This window comes from Pararhodobacter sp. (assembly GCF_034676545.1).
GTDB lineage: Bacteria > Pseudomonadota > Alphaproteobacteria > Rhodobacterales > Rhodobacteraceae > Pararhodobacter.
This window is the reverse complement of record NZ_JAUCBZ010000015.1, coordinates 84,652-103,563: the sequence shown is the minus strand read 5'-3', so window position 1 is coordinate 103,563 and position 18,912 is coordinate 84,652. Positions and strand designations below refer to the sequence as shown.

Here is an 18,912-nt window from a genome sequence, read left to right as displayed (position 1 = left end):
GCGCTGCGGTCAGGCGGTGGCGAAGGCGTTGCCCTCTGAGTCGGCGAAGCGGCGGCGGCTGGTGCGGATCATGCGCGCCACGCGGGCCATGGCCACGCCACGCATCACCAGACCGGCCGGCAAGTAAGCCCACAGCAAGATCCCCCAAACAAACCCCATTGGCGACAACAGCGTCAGCGGCTTGATCAGCAACGCCGACGCAATCACCGCGCCTGGCAGCAAGAATGGCAGGATAAGCCCTAACACAACGTTAATGCGGGCATGACGTTGCAGGCGCAGCACCACATCATTGCCCGCGGTCGGATCAAACGTGGGCAGGTTGATCCAGACGTTGAACGGCCCCGTGCCCATCGGCCAGGCGTCCAGGCGGATCGCGGTGACGAAGGCCAGAACGGTGGTGGCCGACAACACAAACGCCAGCGCCGCACCATCGCGGACCAGCGCCAGATGCGCGGCGGGTACGGAATCGGGCAGGGCGGCGACCAGCAGGCTGACCGGGCTGCCGGGAAAATCGAGCATCGCGCCACAAGCGGCAGCGAGCGTCGCGGCCAGGCTGCTCAAGGTTCCGGGGTCGACGACATTGCGTTGCAACAGGGCCAGCAGCACGGCCATCAGCGCGACCAGGGCAAATCGTGAGCGGTTAAAGGGCGCGGCAAAGCGAAATTCGATGAGTCCGGGGTAGTCGGAGGAGTATTCGGCAAAAACGATCCCACCCGCGAAAAGCGCCAGCAGAATGGTGCTTTGCGCGGTGTCAGGCGCGGTCGAGGGCATGGCCATGGCGGGAAAAATCGCCAAGGCAACGACAAGCACGGCGCGCGCAAGGGCACCCGGCACATTCGACTTTGCTTTGGCGTCGCCCATTGTCGCTTTCCTTGCCGGCTGTTGATGGCCGGTGGAGGTTTTCTTACGATCCAGGAATGTGACCGTCTGCCTCAATTTTGCCACAATTGTGCCCATTTTCACGTCCCCCTGCAAGAGTCACGACGACCATGAGCGACAAGGCGTGCAATTTCGAGGCCGAACTGTCGCAGCTTTGCATCAACTTTAGGGAAAAAAGAAGGCACCCCCGAAGGAGTGCCCTAATAGGTTGCAAAGCTTGAGAAATCAGAGCCAGGGGAACCGTGTTTTGTTCGCGGACTCAAACGCATCAATTGCAGAGACTTTTTCCAAAGTCAGCCCGATATCGTCCAGACCGTTCAGCAGGCAGTGCTTCTTGAAGGCATCGACCTCGAACGGGAATTGGGTGCCGTCGGAGGCGGTGACGACCTGATCCTCCAGATTGACGGTCAGGCGGGCGTTCGCACCTTTGGTGGCGTCGTCCATCAGGTGATCGACCGCCTCACGCGGCAGCACGACCGGCAGAATGCCGTTCTTGAAGCAGTTGTTGTAGAAAATATCGGCGAAGCTGGTCGAGATCACGCAGCGAATGCCGAAATCGAGCAAGGCCCACGGGGCATGTTCGCGCGACGAGCCGCAGCCGAAATTGTCGCCCGCGACCAGAATCTCGGCCTCGCGGTATTGGGGCTTGTTCAGCACGAAATCGGCGATCTCGTTGCCCTGGCGATCATAGCGCATCTCGTCGAACAGATTCACGCCCAGACCCGACCGCTTGATCGTTTTCAGGAATCCCTTTGGGATGATCATGTCGGTGTCGATGTTGACCAGCGGCATCGGTGCCGCGATCCCGGTGAGTTTGGTGAATTTTTCCATGTCACGAGGTCTCCTTGCGTCCACCTGCGGCATAGCGGCTTCGCCGGGTCAACACAAGATGCCCTCAGCGCGCCGGAACCGCGAAAGTCAGCGCGGCCCAAAGCGACATCCAGACGGCGTTGCGCGGGGCGATCAGGGGGTCGGTTTCCAGCATGGTGACAGCATCGACCATATAAACGTGCCCCGGCTGAACCGGCAGTGTCGCCTGACCGGTGTCGTCGGTGTGATGCACGGTGACGGTGACGCTATCATCGGGCGCGCGGTCCCACAGTTCCACCTGCACATTGGCGCGCGGCGCACCGTCGAGCAGCAACTGCACCGGGAACCCGGCGCTCAGGTCGTCGGTATAGGGGTTGGCGAGGGCCACAAACTCGGTGCGCAGGCCAAAGGCGTGGTCCTGCCCCGCGCCGGCGCCAATCGCGATCAGGCTTTTGACATGGCGGGTGTAAACCTCGGTAAATCCGGTTTCGGGCAGCCCGCGTTCGGCGTGGCGGGCGAGGGTCTCGGGAAAGGCCTTGTGCTCGACAAAGCTGACAAAGCGCGACCAGTCATCGTAATCGACGAAGCTGTCGGTGGTCTCATACAGCACGATGCCCAACCCCTCGGGGTGCGCGGCGATCTGCACGGCGGGGCGGTCGCCGAGGCGCCCGGTGACGGGTTGCAGGCTGTCGCCCACGGCCAGCTCGAACCGGGTGAAATTGCGCTCGATATAAGAGAGCGCGGTGCCCTCGAAATTCTGGCCGACGCGCAGATCGGCGATCAGCGGTTCGTCAGTCGCGATGGAAAAATCATGCGGATCGATCCAAAATTCATGCGCTGCACTTGGCAGGGCGGTAAACAGCGTCAAGTAAAGGCTGAGCAGAACGCGAATGGGAGTGGGCATGAGATTTTCCAATATGGTTTGGCATAAGGTGGTGCATTTCGCCGCCGTTTCAATTTTATTCATCAGTTTTGGCGCATTCAGCGTTCACGCTCACGAGATCGACCCGGCGATTTCCGATATTCAGGTGACGCAGGACCGGGTGAGCATCGACATGCAGGTGTCGCTGGAACCGATCCTGGCGCAGGTGGATCTGTCGGTGCAGGTGGATACGGCGCAGGCCCCCGAGGCCGAGGTCTATGACCGTTTCCGCGCGCTGCCGCCTGCGGAACTCCGCGCGGCGCTGGATGCGGAGTGGTCGCGCATTGCATCGCAGATTTTCATCGAGGTGGCGGGCGCGCGGCTGTTGCCGGACCTGGTTGCGGCGCAGATCCCCGAGGTTGGCGATTTCGAGGTGGCGCGGACCTCGACCCTCACCATCGCGGCGGAGTTGCCAGCGGGCGATGCGCCGCTGCGGTTTGGCTGGGCGGAACCTTATGGCGAGCTGGTGGTGCGGCAGGTGGGCGGCGGCGATGACGCCTATACCGCGTTCCTGTCGGGCGGCGAGATGACCGAGCCCTTGCCGCGCCTCGAGATCAGGACCGAAAGCGGCTGGTCGGTGTTTGCCCGCTATATCGGCGTAGGGTTTGAACATATCGTGCCGCTGGGCCTCGATCATATCCTGTTCGTGCTGGGGCTGTTCTTCTTCTCGCTGCACCTGCGGCCGATCCTGTTTCAGGTGACGGCCTTCACGGCGGCGCACACCATCACGCTGGCGCTGGCGAGCCTTGGCATTGTGACCCTCTCGGCCAGTATCGTCGAGCCGTTGATCGCGGCGTCGATTGTTTATGTCGGTGTCGAGAACCTGCGCGGGCGCGGCAATGTCAAAGCCCGCACGGCGCTGGTGTTCGTGTTCGGCCTGCTGCACGGGCTGGGGTTTGCCAGCGTGTTGGGCGATTTCGGGATTTCCGCCAGCAGTTTTGTCGGCGCGTTGCTGGGGTTCAACCTGGGCGTGGAGATCGCGCAACTGGCGCTGATCCTTGTGGCGTTCCTTCTGGTCTTGCTGGCGGCGCGACTGGCGCGGATTGCGCCCTTGCCCGAGGATGAGCAGCCGGTGCGCGACGTGCAGGTGATGTACCGCGCGGTGTCGGTGGTGGGGTCGATCCTGATCAGTGTGATCGGCGCCTGGTGGACCATCGAGCGGGTGTTCTTTTAAGCCATGGAAAAACCCGCCCGGCAGGGATGTGCCGGGCGGGTTCAGTCTGTGTGCGTGGCGTCGGGATCAGATGTTGGTGCGGCGCAGGAACAGGCCGAACAGCACCGCGCCCAGACCGTTGAGCAGCATTTCAACGCCCAGCAAGGTGCCCAGCAGGATCATCGTCGCCTCGGGGATGCTGAGGACATAGGCGGCCAACAGGACCGACAGCACGCCCGAGATCAGCATCGGCCAGAAAAACGAGGTGGTGCGCGCCCGCCAGGCAAAGAAGATCCGCACGACGCCGCCCGCGGCCAGCAGGATCAGGATCAGCATCGACAGCGACACCACGCCCTCCAGCGGGTTTGACAGGAACGACCAGCCGAGGAACACCATCAGCGCGCCCATCAGCCAGGCAAACAGCTTGCCGCCGGGGCTGCTCATGGAAAAGCCGGCGACGATCTGGATGCCGCCACCCACCAGCAAGACGCCGCCGGTCAGCGTGACCACGGCCAGCGAGGCCAGCGCGGCATTGCCCAGAATGATGACCCCGAACAGGATCGTCACGGCCCCCAGCAACATCAGCTTGGTAGAGTTTTTCATCGTCAGTCTTCCTTCATGGCTGCAGGACGCAACCTTACATGAAATCGCGCACGTCTGTCAGGTGACCGGTGATCGCGGCGGCTGCGGCCATGCCGGGGCTGACCAGATGGGTGCGGCCCTTGTAGCCCTGACGCCCCTCGAAGTTGCGGTTCGAGGTGGAGGCGGCGCGTTCACCCGGTGCCAGTTGGTCGGGGTTCATCGCCAGACACATCGAGCACCCGGCCAGACGCCAATCGGCCCCCGCCGCGATGAAGATATCCGCCAGACCCTCTTCCTCGGCCTGTGCGCGCACAAGGCCCGAGCCGGGCACGATCATCAGGCGCATCCCCTCGGCGATCTTGCGACCTTTGAGGATGGCGGCGGCGGCGCGCAGGTCCTCGATGCGGCCGTTGGTGCACGAGCCGATGAACACCGTGTCGATCTTGATATCAGTCAGTTTCTGGCCCGGCGTCAGGTCCATGTATTCCAGCGCGCGGCGCACGGCCTCGACCTTGCCACCGGTGAAATCCTCGGGCGCGGGCACCGTGGCCCCGATGGGCAGCACGTCCTCGGGGCTGGTGCCCCAGGTGACGACGGGCTCGATCTCTTCGCCCTTGATCGTCACGACCTTGTCGAAATGCGCGCCTTCATCGGTATACAGCGTTTTCCAATAGGCCAGCGCCGCCTCCCATGCCGCGCCCTTGGGGGCGTGCGGGCGGCCTTTGACATACTCGAACGTGGTCTCGTCGGGCGCGATCAGGCCCGCGCGCGCGCCGCCCTCGATCGCCATGTTGCAGACCGTCATGCGGCCTTCCATCGACAGATCGCGGATCGCTTCGCCACAATACTCAATCACATGGCCGGTGCCGCCCGCGGTGCCGGTCTTGCCGATCACCGCCATGGTGATGTCTTTGGCGGTCACACCGGGGCGCAGTTTGCCGGTGATTTCCACCTTCATGTTCTTGCCCTTGCGCTGGATCAGCGTCTGGGTGGCCAGCACATGCTCGACCTCGGAGGTGCCGATGCCATGCGCCAGCGAGCCGAACGCGCCATGCGTGGCAGTGTGGCTGTCGCCGCAAACCACGGTCATGCCCGGCAGGGTCCAGCCCTGTTCGGGGCCGACGATATGCACGATGCCCTGGCGCACGTCGGACACCGGGTAATAATGCAGGCCGAATTCCTTGGCGTTGGTGTCCAGCGCCTCAACCTGAATGCGGCTGTCCTCGGTCATGGTTTTGGCATTGGCGCGGTCCAGCGTGGTCGGCACGTTGTGATCCGGCACGGCAATGGTTTTTTCCGGCGCGCGCACCGTGCGGCCAGCTCATGCGCAGACCTTCAAAGGCCTGCGGGCTGGTCACTTCATGGACCAGATGGCGGTCGATATACAGCAGGCAGGTGCCGTCCTCGGCCTCATGCGCGACATGCGCGTCCCAGATTTTGTCATAGAGCGTTTTTGGAGCGGTCATGGCTCTGTCTCACTTGTGTCGAAATGGCTGTGATACGGCGGACTGGTTTGGGCGCTGGCCCCTGGTCAACCCAGTCGCGCCCGCACCGACCGGGTCACCCGGCTGAAACGCTGCGGAAGGCGTGCGTGGTCGGTCATGTCAAAGTAGCGGATCATGGCCGCAGGTCTTACCTGTGAATCCCGGCGCAGGCAATACAGATGGCGCGTTCCGGGCCAAGGCGCGCGCGCGGGGCGTCGCGGGGCACGGTTGCGGGCGGTTCTATCGCGATGCCGCCGCAAAAGCGGCGCTGGAAACTGCCCGAGCCGCCCGTTAGACTGCCGCAATGGATAGTGAATTTCAAACCTGGATCAACGCATGGCTGCAAGGCGCCGAGGGGTTTTCCGGCGAGGTTGTGACCTTTGCCCAAAGCCTGCTGCTGCCCTATCGCCTGATGCAAATCGGGGTGGTGCTGGCGTTGATGCCCATTGCCTGGGTGCTGGGGCGGTTTATTGATCGACGACTCGAGGCGTGGATCCGCGCGCGCGAAGGCTGGGCAACATGGCAATTGCGCTGGCTGATCCAGCTGCGCCGCCGACTGCCGCTGGTGGCCTATGTTGTGCTGATCTGGATCGCCGTGGCCGTGTTCGCGTCGCTCTATGCGTTCCCGTCGCGGCGCTATTTGCTGGTGCTGGCGGGAACGATTGCGGCCGCCTGGCTGGTGATCGGCCTGGCCGGGCGTCTGGTGCGCAATCGTGTGCTGCGGCGCTTCGTGGTCTGGGGCATGACGATCTATGCGACGCTGCATTATCTCGGCCTGAGCGATGAGGCGAGCAATTTGCTCGACAGTTTCTCGGTCGAGTTCGGCGATTTCCGGCTGTCGGCGCTGACCATCCTCAAGGCGCTGGTGGTCACGGGGCTGTTGTTCGCCGGGGCGCGATTCCTCAGCCACACGCTGTCGCGGCGGATTCGCGGCAACGAGGACATCAGCCCCTCGGTGCAGGAACTGTCGATCAAGGCGCTTCAGGTGTTCCTGTTTGGCGCGGCGTTCTTCATGGGCCTCAAGGCGGTGGGCTTTGACCTGACCGGGCTTGCGGTGCTGTCGGGTGCGATTGGCGTGGGCCTTGGGTTTGGCTTGCAAAAAGTGGTGTCGAATCTGGTGTCGGGCATCATCATCCTGATGGATAAATCCGTGAAACCCGGCGACGTGATCAGCCTTGGCGAGACCTTCGGCTGGATCAACACGCTGGGCGCGCGGTATGTGTCGGTGGTGACTCGGGACGGCAAGGAATACCTGATCCCCAACGAGGACCTGATCACCGGGCAGGTGGTGAACTGGTCGCACTCCAGCAATCTGGTGCGGCTGGACCTGCATTTCGGCACGTCTTACGGCGACGACCCGCACAAGGTGCGCAAGATCGCGATCGAGGCGGCCTATGGCTCGGCGCGCGTTTTGCAAGAGCCCGCTGCCGTGTGCCATATCACCGGCTTTGGCGATTCGTCGGTGGACTATGTCTTGCGCTTCTGGATCAGCGACCCGGCGGCGGGTCTGACGAATATTCGCGGAAATGTGTATCTGGCGCTGTGGGATGCGTTCCAGGAAAACGGCATTTCGATCCCCTTCCCGCAGCGCGAGGTGCGGATGCTGGGCGAGGCGTCGGCGAAACCCGCCGCGCCGCCGATCAGCGCCGACTGAGCGCCAAAATCAGGGCTTGGCCAGAAACTTGCGGATCGCACCAAAGCCCACGCCCTCGACGCCATAGCTGCGCCGATCCGGGTTGGCATCGACCTCGGCCGGGGATTTGGTCACGCAGTCGTAGTAGTGACGCACATCGGCACCGACCTGGGCCATCTCGGGCGGCAGGGCGCGGCCGATGGACTTCAGATATTGCTCGGGGTGGATGAGGCTGGGCGCGTTCGGGCTGGGCGCGTGACCCTTGTCGCGCAGCGTTTTGGCGGCGGCCCCCTTGGCGAGGATCAGCACGTTCTGACGGTAATAGGAGCGGATCGCGGCCTCGTTCCAATAGGGCAGGCGCAGCAGATCGAAGCACTCGAACCCGTGATCCGCGAACAGTTTGACCCAGTATTCCACCCAGTTCTCATTGCAGTGTCCGGCCCCGCCCTGATAGGGAATTGCCGCTGAAAACAACACGATATCCGAGGCGCTGGCGATATTGGCGATGAAGGTGGCGGCGTGTTCCTTGGGCAGATGCTCGGCGACTTCGGTGGAGATCGCGAGGTCGAACTGGCGCTCGATGGTGATCGGCTGCCCCAGATCGGCGGCAAAAAAGCAGTGGCCGGGAATTGGCGCTGTTCGACGGGGATTTCGGGGATGTCATAGCCGCGCACATCGCTCACGCCCATGGCCAGCGCCGCCTTGAGCCAGGTGCCGCGCCCGGTGCCGAAATCCGCCACCGAGGCAAAGGGTACAAGCGCGCGCACCGCATCCAGCAGCATCTCCTGGCTGCGGTCGGGCGTATCGAAATACTGCATCGACGCCTTGACCATTTCCGACGGGCCGTCGATCCAATGGCTGGATTTGCCCGGCGTGGCCGCTTGGGGCGTCGGGGGCGTAGGCGCGGCGGGCGGTTTGCGGCGAAGGCGAAACATGGCGGGGTCCTTGGCTGGCGTTGGCCGCAGAGTGGCAGAAAACGTCCTGCGGGAAAACAGCAATTCCCGGTTGCGCACCCCTCCGGCGTAAGTTTGCCGTGCTGCACCTGCGAAGCATTGAGATTCCCGGCGTCAATTGTTACATTGGGATCAACATCAAATGCAGGAGGGCAGTTCTCTGTCTTACATCGACCCGGCCGCCTCTGCGGCCCCCGCCCCGAAACCCACGGCCCCGACCTATACGGCCGATGACGTTCTGGCACTGGTCCTGCAATCCCTTGACGACGACAAGGCAGAAGACGTCGTGCAGATTGATCTGCGCGGCCGCACTGCCATGGCTGATTACATGGTGATCTGTTCCGGCCGCTCGTCTCGTCAGGTGGCTGCCATTTCCGAAAAGTTGCTGGTTCGGCTGAAAGATGAGTTCCGCCTGACCGCGCGTTCGGAAGGCAAGGAAACCGGCGATTGGGTGCTGCTGGATACGGGCGACGTGGTTGTTCATATCTTCCGCCCCGAAGTGCGCGAGTTCTATCAACTCGAAAGCATGTGGCAGGTGGCGCCGGACGCCGCATAGATGCGGCTGCATCTGTGTGCCGTGGGGCGGATACGGTCCGGCCCCGAACGCGCCTTGATCGACGATTATCTCAAACGGTTTGACCGCACCGGGCGGGCGCTGGGCCTTGGTCCGGTGCGCGAGCATGAGGTCGAGGACAAACGCGGCGGCGGCATGGAGGCCGAAGCGGCCTTGCTGGACCGGGCCTGTCCTTCGGGGGCGGTGCGGGTGGTGCTGGATGAGCGCGGCGAGATGATGACCTCGCCCGACTTTGCCGCGCGTCTGGCCCGCTGGCGTGATCAAGGCGCGCAGGATCTGGCGTTGCTGATTGGCGGGGCGGATGGCTTGGCCCCCGATCTGCGCGCGGGTGCCGATGCTGCGCTGTCACTGGGGGCGATGGTCTGGCCCCATGCTTTGGCGCGGGTGATGCTGGCGGAACAGCTTTACCGCGCCGCAACGATCCTGGCCGGAAGCCCGTATCACCGGGCTTGAGGCCGCTCTCCCGCTTGATCTGGGCATTGCCCCTTGGCCATGCAGTGCTTAGACAGTGCCAAGAAGCGGAGACACCCGATGACCCAGACGAAACGCCAAGTGAAACCCGTCGTACTGTGCATTCTCGATGGCTGGGGGATCAACCCGAACACCGAGGGAAACGCGGTTGCCCTGGCGAATACGCCGAATTTTGACCGGGTGATGGCGACCTGTCCGCATGCCACGTTGACCACCTTTGGCCCCGATGTCGGGCTGCCGACCGGGCAAATGGGCAATTCCGAGGTCGGGCACACCAACATTGGCGCGGGCCGGGTGGTGGCGATGGACCTTGGCCAGATTGATCTGGCGGTCGAGGATGGCTCGTTCGCCAAGAACCCCGCCTTGCAGGAATTCATCACGACGCTGCAAGGCTCTGGCGGCACCGCGCATCTGATGGGCGTGGTGTCGGATGGCGGCGTGCATGGGCATATCAACCACCTGAAAGCCGCCGTGCGCGCGATCACCGAGGCGGGCGTACCGGTGGTGATCCACGCGATCACCGATGGCCGCGACGTCGCGCCAAAATCAGCGGCGGGCTATATGCAGGACCTGTTGGCAGATCTGCCCGAAGGCGCGCGGGTCGGCACCGTGGTCGGGCGCTATTGGGCGATGGACCGCGATTCGCGGTGGGAGCGCGTGCAGCGCGCCTACAAGGCAATTGTGCGCGGCGAGGGGCAACTGGCCGCCGATCCGCTGACGGCCATTGATCAGGCCTATGACGCGGGCGAAACCGACGAGTTCATCCCGCCCACCGTGATCGACGGCTTTGCCGGCGCACGCGGCGGAGACGGGTTCTTTTGCCTCAATTTCCGCGCCGACCGCGCCCGCGAGATCCTCGCCGCCGTCGGTGCGCCCTCGTTCAACGGGTTTCATGTGGGGCACCGGGTGAAATGGGCGATGATGCTGGGCATGGTCGATTACTCGGTGGCGCATATTGCCTTCATGCATACGGCGTATCCCAAAAAGACCATTGTCAACACGCTGGGCCATTGGGTTGCGGCGCAAGGGCGCACGCAATTCCGGCTGGCCGAGACCGAGAAATACCCGCATGTCACGTTTTTCCTGAACGGTGGCCGCGAGTTGCCCGAGGAGGGCGAGGATCGTTTCATGCCCGCCAGCCCCAAGGTTGCGACGTATGATTTGCAGCCCGAGATGTCCTCGGCCGAGGTGACGGATCGGTTTGTCGCGGCAATCGAGCATGGCTATGACCTGATTGTCGTCAATTACGCCAACCCCGATATGGTCGGGCACACCGGCATTGTCGCGGCGGGGATCAAGGCCGTCGAGGCGGTTGACGCGGGGCTTGGCCGGGTCATGGCGGCGCTCGAGGCGGCGGGCGGCGCGATGCTGCTGACCGCCGACCACGGCAATTGCGAGATGATGATCGACCCGGAAACCGGCGGCCCGCACACCGCGCACACCGTCAACCCGGTGCCCGTGGCGCTGATCGGCTGGCCAGAGGCTGTGACGCTGAACAGGGGCCGACTGGCCGATGTCGCGCCAACGCTGCTGGAGATGATGGGGCTGGAACAACCGCCTGAAATGACCGGCCATAGCCTGATGGCGCGGGGCTGAGGATGCGGTTTGCACGGGCCTTGGCGATTGCGGCTTGTCTGGCTGGGGCTCCGGCTTTGGCCGAAACCGGCGACCCGGTGGAAACCGCGCGCGCGGCGGCTTTGTCCCTGCTCTCGGCGATTGATGGGCTGGCCGATGCCCACGACGCGCCCGATCAGGTGATTGCCCTGACCAGCGCGATTCAGGCGCATGAAGCCGGGTTGTCGGCGCTGCGGGCCGGGCTGCGCGATGCGACGCTGCGCGAGGCGACGATCAACCGGGTTCTGGAGCGCCAACAGGCCGACGTGTCGCGGCTGTTGGGCGCAATGATGGCGGTCGAGCGCATCGAAGGCCCGGTGATGCTGGTGCATCCGCAAGGCCCGCTGGCGACGGCGCGCGCGGGCATGATGATGGCCGACCTGGCCCCCGCGATGCAGGCCCGCGCGCAGACCATCGGCCAATTGGCGCGCGAGTTGGCGGAATTGCGCGGGCTGCAACAGGTCGCGATCGAAACGCTCGATCTGGGTCTGGCCAGTCTGCAAGGCGCGCGCACCGAGTTGTCGCAGGCGATGGCGGATCGCCGGAACCTGCCGCCGCGCGTGGCCGAGGATGAAACCCGCATGATGGTCTTGCTGGAATCGGTGCGCACCCTGGAGGAACTGGCCACCGGGCTGGCGATGCGCCCCGCCGGCGTCTCCGCCAATTTGCCGGTGTTCGAAGCTTCGCGCGGGCGGCTGCCCTTGCCGGTGGTCGGCACGGTCCTGCACCGCGCCGGAGGGGCCGACGCCGCCGGGATCATCCGCCCCGGTCTTGTGCTGGCGACCGAACCGGGGGCCCTGGTGGTGTCGCCGTGGCACGGCTCGGTACGCTATCGCGGCCCCTTGCTGGATTATGGCAACGTGATCTTGATCGAACCCGGCGAAGGGTGGTTGATCATTCTGGCCGGGCTGGATGTGGTCTATCCCCGCATGGGCGAAGTTCTGGCGCAAGGCGATGCGCTGGGTCTGATGCCCGGCGGCGAGCAGTCCGGTGACGAGTTTGTGCAAAGAGACCCGGTAGCGGGACGCAGTGAAACCTTGTATCTGGAACTCAGAGAGAACGGGCTGGCCATTGACCCCGGCGAGTGGTTCGATTTGAGTGAGAGATGATCTGACACGGCACCACCGCCGCCTCTCTGGGCGCGGGATGGGTCCAGCGAGACGGGAAAGAATGATGAAGAAATATCTTGTGGCCGTCTGCGCCGGTGTTCTGAGCGGCGCATTGATCACGACGCAGTGGGTTGGCCCGCTGCTTGCGCAAGAGCAGGAAAGCGAGACGACGATCTATGAGCAGCTCGATCTGTTCGGCGACGTGTTCGAACGCATCCGCTCGCAATATGTGACCGAGGCGGATTCGGGTGCGCTGATCAACGCGGCGATCAACGGGATGCTGAATTCGCTCGATCCGCATTCCAGCTACCTGCCGCCCGAAGACTATGAAGACATGCGCGTCCAGACCCGCGGCGCGTTTGGCGGGCTGGGCATCGAGATCACCCAGCAAGAGGGCTATGTCCGCGTCATCACACCGATCGACGACACACCTGCGTTTCATGCCGGCGTGCAGCCCGGTGATCTGATCACGGCGGTTGATGGGGTCTCGCTGCTGGGGCTGACCTTGCCCGAAGCGGTGGATCTGATGCGCGGCCCGGTTGGCTCCGAGATCATCGTCACCCTGCTGCGCGAAGGCGTGGCCGAGCCGTTCGACCTGTCAATCATCCGCGACACGATTCAGATTCGCGCGGTGCGCAGCCGGATCGAGGGCAGTATCGCCGTGATGCGGGTGACCACGTTCAACGAACAGACCTATGACAATCTGGCCCAGCAGCTGGAAGAGGCCATTGCCGAGCTTGGCGGGATCGAGAACCTGCAAGGCGTGGTTCTGGACCTGCGCAACAATCCGGGGGGTCTGTTGCTGCAAGCGATCAGTGTATCGGATGCGTTCCTGGAGCGCGGCGAGATCGTCTCCACCCGTGGCCGCGATGAGACCGAAGGCGAGCGCCACAACGCGACCCCCGGCGACCTGATCGAGGGGCGGCCGATGGTGGTGCTGATCAACGGCGGTTCGGCGTCGGCGTCGGAAATCGTGGCGGGTGCGCTGCAAGATCACAACCGGGCGGTTGTTGTCGGCGAGCGCAGCTTTGGCAAAGGGTCGGTGCAATCACTGATCCCGTTGCGCGGCAATGGTGCGATGCGGCTGACGACGGCGCTGTATTACACGCCGTCGGGTCGCTCGATTCAGGCGCTGGGCGTGGCCCCCGATATCGTCGTGCATCAGCCGCGCCGCCTGGATGATCCGGTTGCTCCCGAAGAGGAGGCGCGCCCGGAGCGCACCGAATCCTCGCTGCGCGGATCGTTGCGAAACGGCACCATCACCGACGATGAGCGCCGCCAGATCGAAGAAGAGGAGCGCGCCGCCGAAGAAGTCGCCCAGCTTCGCACCGAGGATTATCAACTGGCCTATGCTTTGGATATCCTGCGCGGGCTGGCGGCGATACGCGGTCGCTGAGGGGGGCGCGGATGAACTCTGACGCGGTCAAGGGCCTGCCGTATCGTCCGAATGTCGGCGTGATGCTGATCAATGACAACCGGCTGATCTTTGCCGCGCAGCGCTTCGATTCCGAAGTGCCGGCGTGGCAGATGCCGCAGGGTGGCATTGATGAGGGGGAGGACCCGCAAAAGGCCGCGCTGCGGGAGTTGGAGGAAGAAATCGGTGTGCCGCCCGCGCTGGTTCAGGTGGTCGCGGAAACGCCCGATTGGCTGACCTATGATCTGCCGCTGGAAATCGTGCCGCGGATCTGGAAGGGGCGTTATCGGGGGCAGAAACAGAAATGGTATCTGCTGCGCTATCTGGGCCGCGATGATCAGATAAATCTGGCCCAGCCGCACCCGGAATTCAGCGAATGGCGCTGGATTCCGTCGGGGGAAATCGTCGAGAAGATCGTGCCTTTCAAACGCGATATCTATCGGCAGGTGGTGGCGCAGTTCCGGCCTTATCTGGACTGAGAGACGCCTGCTGTCCCCCCGTGGGACAGATCGTGAGACTTGTAAAATCAAGGGCTTACCATGCAGCGTTTACCGCATTTTAACGCCTTTCACCCCGTCACGGACAAAACCGCGCCCTAACCCGGTGTCGCCGCTGATCCTGCAAGGATGCCGCCGTCAACGGTGAGTTCCGCCCCGGTCATATAGGCCGCCTCGTCCGAGGCCAGCAGCACGGCGATTGCCGCGACCTCTTGTGGGGTGCCGAAACGCCGCATCGGCGTGTCGGCAACCATCGCGGCGGCACGGTCGGCGCGGTCGGGACCATTGCCCAACATCGGCTCCCACATCGGGGTCAGGATGGCGGCGGGGTGGATCGAGTTGCAGCGGATATTCAGCCCCTGACTTGCGCAATAGAGCGCGACACTCTTGGTATGATTGCGGATCGCGGCCTTTGACGCGGCATAGGCGGCGGCCATGGGAATTCCCACCATCCCGGAGCGCGACGAGATATTCACGATGGAACCTGCCCCCTTTGGCCGCATCGCGCGAATGGCATAGCGACAGCCCAGAAACGTGCCGTCAAGGTTCACGGCATGGACCGCGCGCCAATCGGCCAGTTGCGCGTTTTCGGGGTCGTGGGACGGCGGCGCGCCAGTGTGCGGCCCCTCGAATCCGGTGATGCCGGCGTTGTTCACCAGCACATCGAGGGTGGGAAACTCCTTGGCAAGCGCGGCCCAATCGGCCTCGGATGCGACGTCGAGCCGTGCGAAACGCGCGCCGATGGCGTCGGCGGTTGCCTGGCCGGTTGCACCGTCAATATCGGTGACAATGACCTGCGCGCCCTCCGCCTGAAAGGCCCGGGCAATGGCCGCACCGATGCCGCGCGCGGCCCCGGTCACGAGGGCGGTTTTTCCGCTGAGTCTTGGCATGTGTCGTCCTTGGGGTTGGAAAATGCAGAGCAAACACCGGTCGTCGGTGACGCGCGGTGCCTGTGAAAAGCGGTTTGCCGGATTACCGGTGGCGCTTGTCCATTGTCATTTCCCCCCTCGGTTTGACCCGGGCATCGTAAAAGGCCCGGACGCGGTTTTCAAGCGGCGTGCCCTGTCAGGCAGTGGCTGCCTCGTGCTGCTCTTTGGGGTCGGTGCGCGGATCGAGCGCCATTGCCACCGGTGTCACGTCCGGCAGAGGCACATATTTCTCGCGCTGATCTTCGGGCACGCAGGGCGCGGTGCGCACGCGGTACAAGACAAAGAGTGCATAGAGGATTGCCACGCCGGATTCGAACAGGAAAAAGCTGGAGGGGCCAAAGGCCGACATGAGCGCCGAGGCCAGCAGCGGGCCCAGTGTCGCGCCGACGGAATAGACCATCAGCAAGCGCCCCGAGGCGGCGATGTAAAACCGCCGTTCCAGCCGGTCAAAGGTTTGTGCGACGCAAAGCGGATAAACGCTGCTCATCGCGCCGCCAAACGCCCCGGCGACAATCAGCAAGGCGAAAAATGGCAAGCCGGACGCGACAAAGCTGGCGAGTGTGCCCCACGCCGCCCCGACGGCCAGAAGCGTCCCCGCCATGACAAGGCGGCGATCATAGCGATCCGCCAGCACGCCGATCGGAAGCTGGGCGATCAACCCGCCCAGCACCACGACGCTCATGAACAGGGCGGCCTCGGAGACGCCAAGCCCGATGCGGCGCGCGAAAACGATGCCCAGCGCATAGAACGAGCCAACCATCAGACCGGCGACGGCGGCCCCGACAACGCCGACCTTGGAGGCGGCAAAAAGATCGCGCACGCGCAGCACCCCACTGTTGCTGAGGTTCGGCTCGCCAAGGCTGGTCATGGCGATGGGGATCAGCGACAGGCCGATCATGGCGGCGGCGAGCATGAACAGGTCGGGCCCGGCGACATCGGCCAGATTGACCATGGTTTGTCCGGTCGCGATGGCGATGTAGAAGGTCAGCATGTAGAAACTGAGCACCCGACCGCGTGTCTCATTGCTGGCGCGGGTGTTGAGCCAACTCTCGATGCCGGCGGTCATGCCAGCGATGCAGAACCCGTTGATAACGCGAAAGAGTATCCACGCGACGGGATGGAAGAACGCCGCATAGGCGAGGGTGGTTGCCGCGGTGAGCGCGGCGAACACGGCAAAGGCGCGGATATGGCCGATGCGGAAAAACACATGTTTGGCGCGCAACCCGCCAAGCGCCAACCCCAGATAATAGGCGGCCATGACAGCCCCGGTCAGCGCCACGGGGTAATTCGCCGCCTCCATGCGCAGCGGCAAAACGACGCCCAGCAGACTGTTGCCCAGCATGAAGGCAGCGGTGCCGCCAAGCAGGGATTTCACCGAAGACAGAACCGCGCGGATGTTTTGTGTCATGGCGTGATGACATGGCATCGGGCCCCGGATTGCAAGACCAATTGCCGGTGCGCGCGTCGTTGGAAGCCGCTGGACGTGGCGGCGATTTTGGGCGAAAGTCGCGCAACACTTAACAGATGCAGGAACGACAGCCCATGAAACTCGGGATCTTCTTTCTGGTGATCGCCTATGTGCTCAGCCAGTTTTACCGCGCGTTCCTGGCGGTCCTCAGCCCGGTGCTGGGGGCCGAAATCGGCGCGCTGCCCGAGAATCTGGCGGTGTCCTCGGGGCTTTGGTTCCTGACCTTTGCAGCCATGCAGATCCCGGTTGGCTGGGCGCTGGATACGCTGGGCCCGCGGCGCACGGCGGCGTGGCTGCTGGGCGTGGCGGGGGGGGGGCGGCGCGCTGCTGTTCGCCCTGGCGCAAGGCCCGATGCATATTCATCTGGCGATGATCCTGATCGGCATCGGCTGTTCGCCGGTGTTGATGGCCGCCTATTACATCTTTGGCCGCATGTACCCGGCGGCGGTGTTTGCCACACTGGCCGGGGCGATCATCGGCTTCGGCACGCTGGGCAACCTGGCCGGAGCCTTTCCGCTGGCCTGGGCCGCCGAGACATTCGGCTGGCGGCAAACCGTCGGCGCGCTGGCGCTGGTCACCGTGATCGTCGCCCTGGCGCTGTTTCGCTTCGTGCAGGACCCGCCCGCCGTCGAGGATACCGGCACCGGCAAGGGCTCGTTGCTGGATATTCTGAAAATACGGGCGCTGTGGCTGATTTTCCCGCTGATGGCGGTCAACTATGTGCCCGCCGCCGGTATGCGCGGGTTGTGGGCGGGGCCGTATTTCGCGGATGTCTACGGCGCGAATGCGATCAGCATCGGCTGGGTGACGCTGGTCATGGCGATGGCGATGGTGGTGGGGTCGTTCACCTATGGCCCGCTGGATCGGCTGTTCAGGACGCGCAAATGGGTGGTGCTGGGCGGCAACCTGATGTGTGCCTCTGCGATGTTGGCGCTCTGGGCCGCGCCGGCGTCGGGCTATTGGACCTCGACGCTGCTGTTGGCGGCGGTGGGCCTGTTCGGGGCGTCGTTCCCGCTGCTGATGGCGCATGGCCGCAGCTTCATGCCGCCCAAGACGCTGGGCCGTGGCGTGACCTTGATGAACCTGTTCGGCATCGGCGGTGTGGGCGTCATGCAGTCGGTTTCGGCGCGGGTGCATGGCAGCGTGGCGCCGATCCCGCCCGAGGCCCCCTATCAGGCGATTTTCCTGATGTTCGGCGTGCTTATGCTGATCGGTTGTGCCATTTACCTGTTCAGTCAGGACCGCACCGACTGAGGGACCATTGCGCATGATCACCTATCCCGCCGAATTCAACGCCCGCAAGGAGGCGCTTTTTGCCGCCTTGGCGCAGATGGACGGCGGCGGGCACCGGCTGCGCCTGCCGATGGTGTCCTATCGCGATTTCCCCGAGACCGAGGGCCGGGTCACCGCCGCCTTGAGTCGCGCCAAGAAACAGCCGGCGGGCCGGGTGGCGAAGGCGCTGAAACACTGGCTGGTGCGCGGTCAATACAATGGCGCGCGGCGATACTTTGCGCGGCACCCGGATCGACTGGCCGTCGCGTGGAACGGGCTGGGCGGGTCGCGTGGCGCGTTCTTGCAAGGCGCGCGCGATGCCGGGGCGGGGGTGCTTTATGCCGAGCTGGCCCCTTTTCCGGGCCGCGTCACGCTGGACCCGAACGGCGTGAACGCACAAAGCAGCGTGCCACAGGACCCCGCGTTCTATGCCGCCTGGGCGGGACAGGACGCGCAGCGCAACGGCGACGGTTGGCGCGCGGTCGGGCAGGGCATGACCGCGCGGCCCAGCCGTCGCAGCGATGTTGGGCAGGGCTCGGACGCGCTCCCTGACACGCCATTCCTGTTTTGCCCGTTGCAGGTGCCCGATGACAGCCAGGTGACGCTGTTCTCGGGCTGGTGCGGCGATATGGTGGGCTTTGTCGCCGCGCTTGGCCATGCAGCAAACCACCTGCCCGACGGGTGGCACCTGCGCCTCAAGGAGCACCCCAGCGCGCGACACTCGTTGCAGCCGCTGATTGAGCCGCTGCTGCGGGCAGGGCGCGTTGTGCTGGACAATGCCAGCGACAGTTTCGCGCAGATCGCCGCCAGCCGTGGGGTCGTCACGCTGAATTCCTCAATGGGATTGCAGGCGTTTTTCCACGACAAGCCGGTGGTGTCCTTGGGGCGCGCGTTCTGGGCGCTGCCCGGATTGGTGACCCCGGCGGCCGGGCAAGCCGAGTTGGAGGATTTGTTTGCCGCGCCGCAGGAACTGCGCTTTGACGCACGGTTTCGGGCGCAGGTCATGAACTGGCTGGATCAGGTCTATTACCCGGTGTTCGAATGGTCCAAGGGCCAGCCACCGAGGTTCGACAAGGCCGCCTTTGCCGCAAAATTGGCACAGGCGCGTGGCCTGCCCGGATAGGCGTTGCCAAGCGTGCCTGTTCGCG

At 64.2% G+C, this 18,912-nt stretch carries 17 protein-coding genes and 2 pseudogenes; 11 read left to right on the top strand and 8 right to left on the bottom strand.

Annotated elements, in window-relative coordinates; translation table 11 throughout:
- Positions 1-9: 9 nt before the first annotated feature.
- From VDQ28_RS03840 to VDQ28_RS03830, 3 genes are all read right to left on the bottom strand, one after another.
- Positions 10-861 carry a hypothetical protein gene (locus VDQ28_RS03840; protein WP_323034677.1) on the bottom strand — a complete coding sequence of 284 codons (852 nt, stop codon included), beginning with the start codon at positions 859-861 and terminating at the stop codon, positions 10-12.
- A 243-nt stretch (positions 862-1,104) separates the two neighbouring features.
- Positions 1,105-1,710, bottom strand: coding sequence for a 3-isopropylmalate dehydratase small subunit (leuD, locus tag VDQ28_RS03835; RefSeq protein WP_323034676.1), 606 nt, complete (start codon positions 1,708-1,710; stop codon positions 1,105-1,107).
- A 64-nt stretch (positions 1,711-1,774) separates the two neighbouring features.
- Positions 1,775-2,593: a DUF4198 domain-containing protein gene (locus tag VDQ28_RS03830; protein ID WP_323034675.1), complete on the bottom strand. Its 819-nt coding sequence runs from the start codon at positions 2,591-2,593 to the stop codon at positions 1,775-1,777.
- Between VDQ28_RS03830 and VDQ28_RS03825 the strand changes: the two genes are divergently transcribed.
- Positions 2,592-3,785, top strand: a complete 1,194-nt coding sequence (locus VDQ28_RS03825) for a HupE/UreJ family protein (RefSeq protein WP_323034674.1) — start codon at positions 2,592-2,594, stop codon at positions 3,783-3,785. The two genes, VDQ28_RS03830 and VDQ28_RS03825, sit on opposite strands and share 2 nt — an antisense overlap.
- A gap of 66 nt (positions 3,786-3,851) precedes the next feature.
- Here the strand turns inward: VDQ28_RS03825 and VDQ28_RS03820 are convergent, their stop codons facing one another.
- The gene (locus VDQ28_RS03820; protein ID WP_323034673.1) at positions 3,852-4,367 is read right to left on the bottom strand and encodes an HdeD family acid-resistance protein; all 516 of its coding nucleotides are present in this window, start codon (positions 4,365-4,367) and stop codon (positions 3,852-3,854) included.
- Positions 4,368-4,401: 34 nt separating this feature from the next.
- A pseudogene (leuC, locus tag VDQ28_RS03815) lies at positions 4,402-5,812 on the bottom strand (3-isopropylmalate dehydratase large subunit).
- Positions 5,813-6,134: 322 nt separating this feature from the next.
- Here leuC and VDQ28_RS03810 point away from each other — a divergent pair.
- Entirely contained in the window at positions 6,135-7,484 is a 1,350-nt protein-coding gene (locus VDQ28_RS03810; protein WP_416349349.1) for a mechanosensitive ion channel family protein, read from the top strand.
- Positions 7,485-7,493: 9 nt separating this feature from the next.
- Here the strand turns inward: VDQ28_RS03810 and VDQ28_RS03805 are convergent, their stop codons facing one another.
- Positions 7,494-7,937, bottom strand: coding sequence for a hypothetical protein (locus tag VDQ28_RS03805; protein ID WP_323034672.1), 444 nt, complete (start codon positions 7,935-7,937; stop codon positions 7,494-7,496).
- 213 nt (positions 7,938-8,150) lie between these two features.
- On the opposite strand from VDQ28_RS03805, the gene VDQ28_RS03800 reads away from it, so the two are divergent.
- From VDQ28_RS03800 to VDQ28_RS03770, 7 genes are all read left to right on the top strand, one after another.
- Positions 8,151-8,489 (top strand): hypothetical protein, encoded by a 339-nt coding sequence (locus VDQ28_RS03800; protein ID WP_323034671.1) that lies wholly within the window; start codon positions 8,151-8,153, stop codon positions 8,487-8,489.
- Between the two features lie 69 nt (positions 8,490-8,558).
- Positions 8,559-8,972 carry a ribosome silencing factor gene (gene rsfS / locus VDQ28_RS03795; RefSeq protein WP_323034670.1) on the top strand — a complete coding sequence of 138 codons (414 nt, stop codon included), beginning with the start codon at positions 8,559-8,561 and terminating at the stop codon, positions 8,970-8,972.
- Positions 8,973-9,443: a 23S rRNA (pseudouridine(1915)-N(3))-methyltransferase RlmH gene (gene rlmH / locus VDQ28_RS03790; protein WP_323034669.1), complete on the top strand. Its 471-nt coding sequence runs from the start codon at positions 8,973-8,975 to the stop codon at positions 9,441-9,443.
- 78 nt (positions 9,444-9,521) lie between these two features.
- Positions 9,522-11,057 (top strand): 2,3-bisphosphoglycerate-independent phosphoglycerate mutase, encoded by a 1,536-nt coding sequence (gene gpmI, locus VDQ28_RS03785; protein ID WP_323034668.1) that lies wholly within the window; start codon positions 9,522-9,524, stop codon positions 11,055-11,057.
- Between the two features lie 2 nt (positions 11,058-11,059).
- Positions 11,060-12,184, top strand: coding sequence for a murein hydrolase activator EnvC family protein (locus VDQ28_RS03780; protein WP_323034667.1), 1,125 nt, complete (start codon positions 11,060-11,062; stop codon positions 12,182-12,184).
- A 64-nt stretch (positions 12,185-12,248) separates the two neighbouring features.
- Positions 12,249-13,580 (top strand): S41 family peptidase, encoded by a 1,332-nt coding sequence (locus VDQ28_RS03775; protein ID WP_323034666.1) that lies wholly within the window; start codon positions 12,249-12,251, stop codon positions 13,578-13,580.
- Positions 13,581-13,591: 11 nt separating this feature from the next.
- Positions 13,592-14,077 carry an RNA pyrophosphohydrolase gene (locus VDQ28_RS03770; protein ID WP_323034665.1) on the top strand — a complete coding sequence of 162 codons (486 nt, stop codon included), beginning with the start codon at positions 13,592-13,594 and terminating at the stop codon, positions 14,075-14,077.
- 116 nt (positions 14,078-14,193) lie between these two features.
- On the opposite strand, the gene VDQ28_RS03765 is transcribed toward VDQ28_RS03770, so the two are convergent.
- Positions 14,194-14,985 (bottom strand): SDR family oxidoreductase, encoded by a 792-nt coding sequence (locus tag VDQ28_RS03765; RefSeq protein ID WP_323034664.1) that lies wholly within the window; start codon positions 14,983-14,985, stop codon positions 14,194-14,196.
- A gap of 175 nt (positions 14,986-15,160) precedes the next feature.
- Positions 15,161-16,432, bottom strand: a complete 1,272-nt coding sequence (locus VDQ28_RS03760; RefSeq protein WP_323034663.1) for an MFS transporter — start codon at positions 16,430-16,432, stop codon at positions 15,161-15,163.
- 134 nt (positions 16,433-16,566) lie between these two features.
- Between VDQ28_RS03760 and VDQ28_RS03755 the strand changes: the two are divergent.
- Positions 16,567-17,746: pseudogene (locus VDQ28_RS03755) on the top strand (MFS transporter).
- 13 nt (positions 17,747-17,759) lie between these two features.
- Positions 17,760-18,887 carry a capsular biosynthesis protein gene (locus VDQ28_RS03750; RefSeq protein WP_323034662.1) on the top strand — a complete coding sequence of 376 codons (1,128 nt, stop codon included), beginning with the start codon at positions 17,760-17,762 and terminating at the stop codon, positions 18,885-18,887.
- The last annotated feature ends 25 nt before the right edge of the window (positions 18,888-18,912 follow it).

Coding starts and splice junctions, on each gene's coding strand:
- VDQ28_RS03780 (WP_323034667.1), top strand. CDS start 11,060: ATGCGGTTTGCACGGGCCTTGGCGATTGCGGCTTGTCTGGCTGGGGCT.
- VDQ28_RS03800 (WP_323034671.1), top strand. CDS start 8,151: ATGGCCAGCGCCGCCTTGAGCCAGGTGCCGCGCCCGGTGCCGAAATCC.
- VDQ28_RS03770 (WP_323034665.1), top strand. CDS start 13,592: ATGAACTCTGACGCGGTCAAGGGCCTGCCGTATCGTCCGAATGTCGGC.
- VDQ28_RS03825 (WP_323034674.1), top strand. CDS start 2,592: ATGAGATTTTCCAATATGGTTTGGCATAAGGTGGTGCATTTCGCCGCC.
- VDQ28_RS03840 (WP_323034677.1), bottom strand. CDS start 861: ATGGGCGACGCCAAAGCAAAGTCGAATGTGCCGGGTGCCCTTGCGCGC.
- VDQ28_RS03760 (WP_323034663.1), bottom strand. CDS start 16,432: ATGACACAAAACATCCGCGCGGTTCTGTCTTCGGTGAAATCCCTGCTT.
- VDQ28_RS03820 (WP_323034673.1), bottom strand. CDS start 4,367: ATGAAAAACTCTACCAAGCTGATGTTGCTGGGGGCCGTGACGATCCTG.
- VDQ28_RS03830 (WP_323034675.1), bottom strand. CDS start 2,593: ATGCCCACTCCCATTCGCGTTCTGCTCAGCCTTTACTTGACGCTGTTT.
- rsfS (WP_323034670.1), top strand. CDS start 8,559: ATGCAGGAGGGCAGTTCTCTGTCTTACATCGACCCGGCCGCCTCTGCG.
- leuD (WP_323034676.1), bottom strand. CDS start 1,710: ATGGAAAAATTCACCAAACTCACCGGGATCGCGGCACCGATGCCGCTG.
- VDQ28_RS03765 (WP_323034664.1), bottom strand. CDS start 14,985: ATGCCAAGACTCAGCGGAAAAACCGCCCTCGTGACCGGGGCCGCGCGC.
- VDQ28_RS03810 (WP_416349349.1), top strand. CDS start 6,135: ATGGATAGTGAATTTCAAACCTGGATCAACGCATGGCTGCAAGGCGCC.
- VDQ28_RS03750 (WP_323034662.1), top strand. CDS start 17,760: ATGATCACCTATCCCGCCGAATTCAACGCCCGCAAGGAGGCGCTTTTT.
- VDQ28_RS03775 (WP_323034666.1), top strand. CDS start 12,249: ATGAAGAAATATCTTGTGGCCGTCTGCGCCGGTGTTCTGAGCGGCGCA.
- gpmI (WP_323034668.1), top strand. CDS start 9,522: ATGACCCAGACGAAACGCCAAGTGAAACCCGTCGTACTGTGCATTCTC.
- rlmH (WP_323034669.1), top strand. CDS start 8,973: ATGCGGCTGCATCTGTGTGCCGTGGGGCGGATACGGTCCGGCCCCGAA.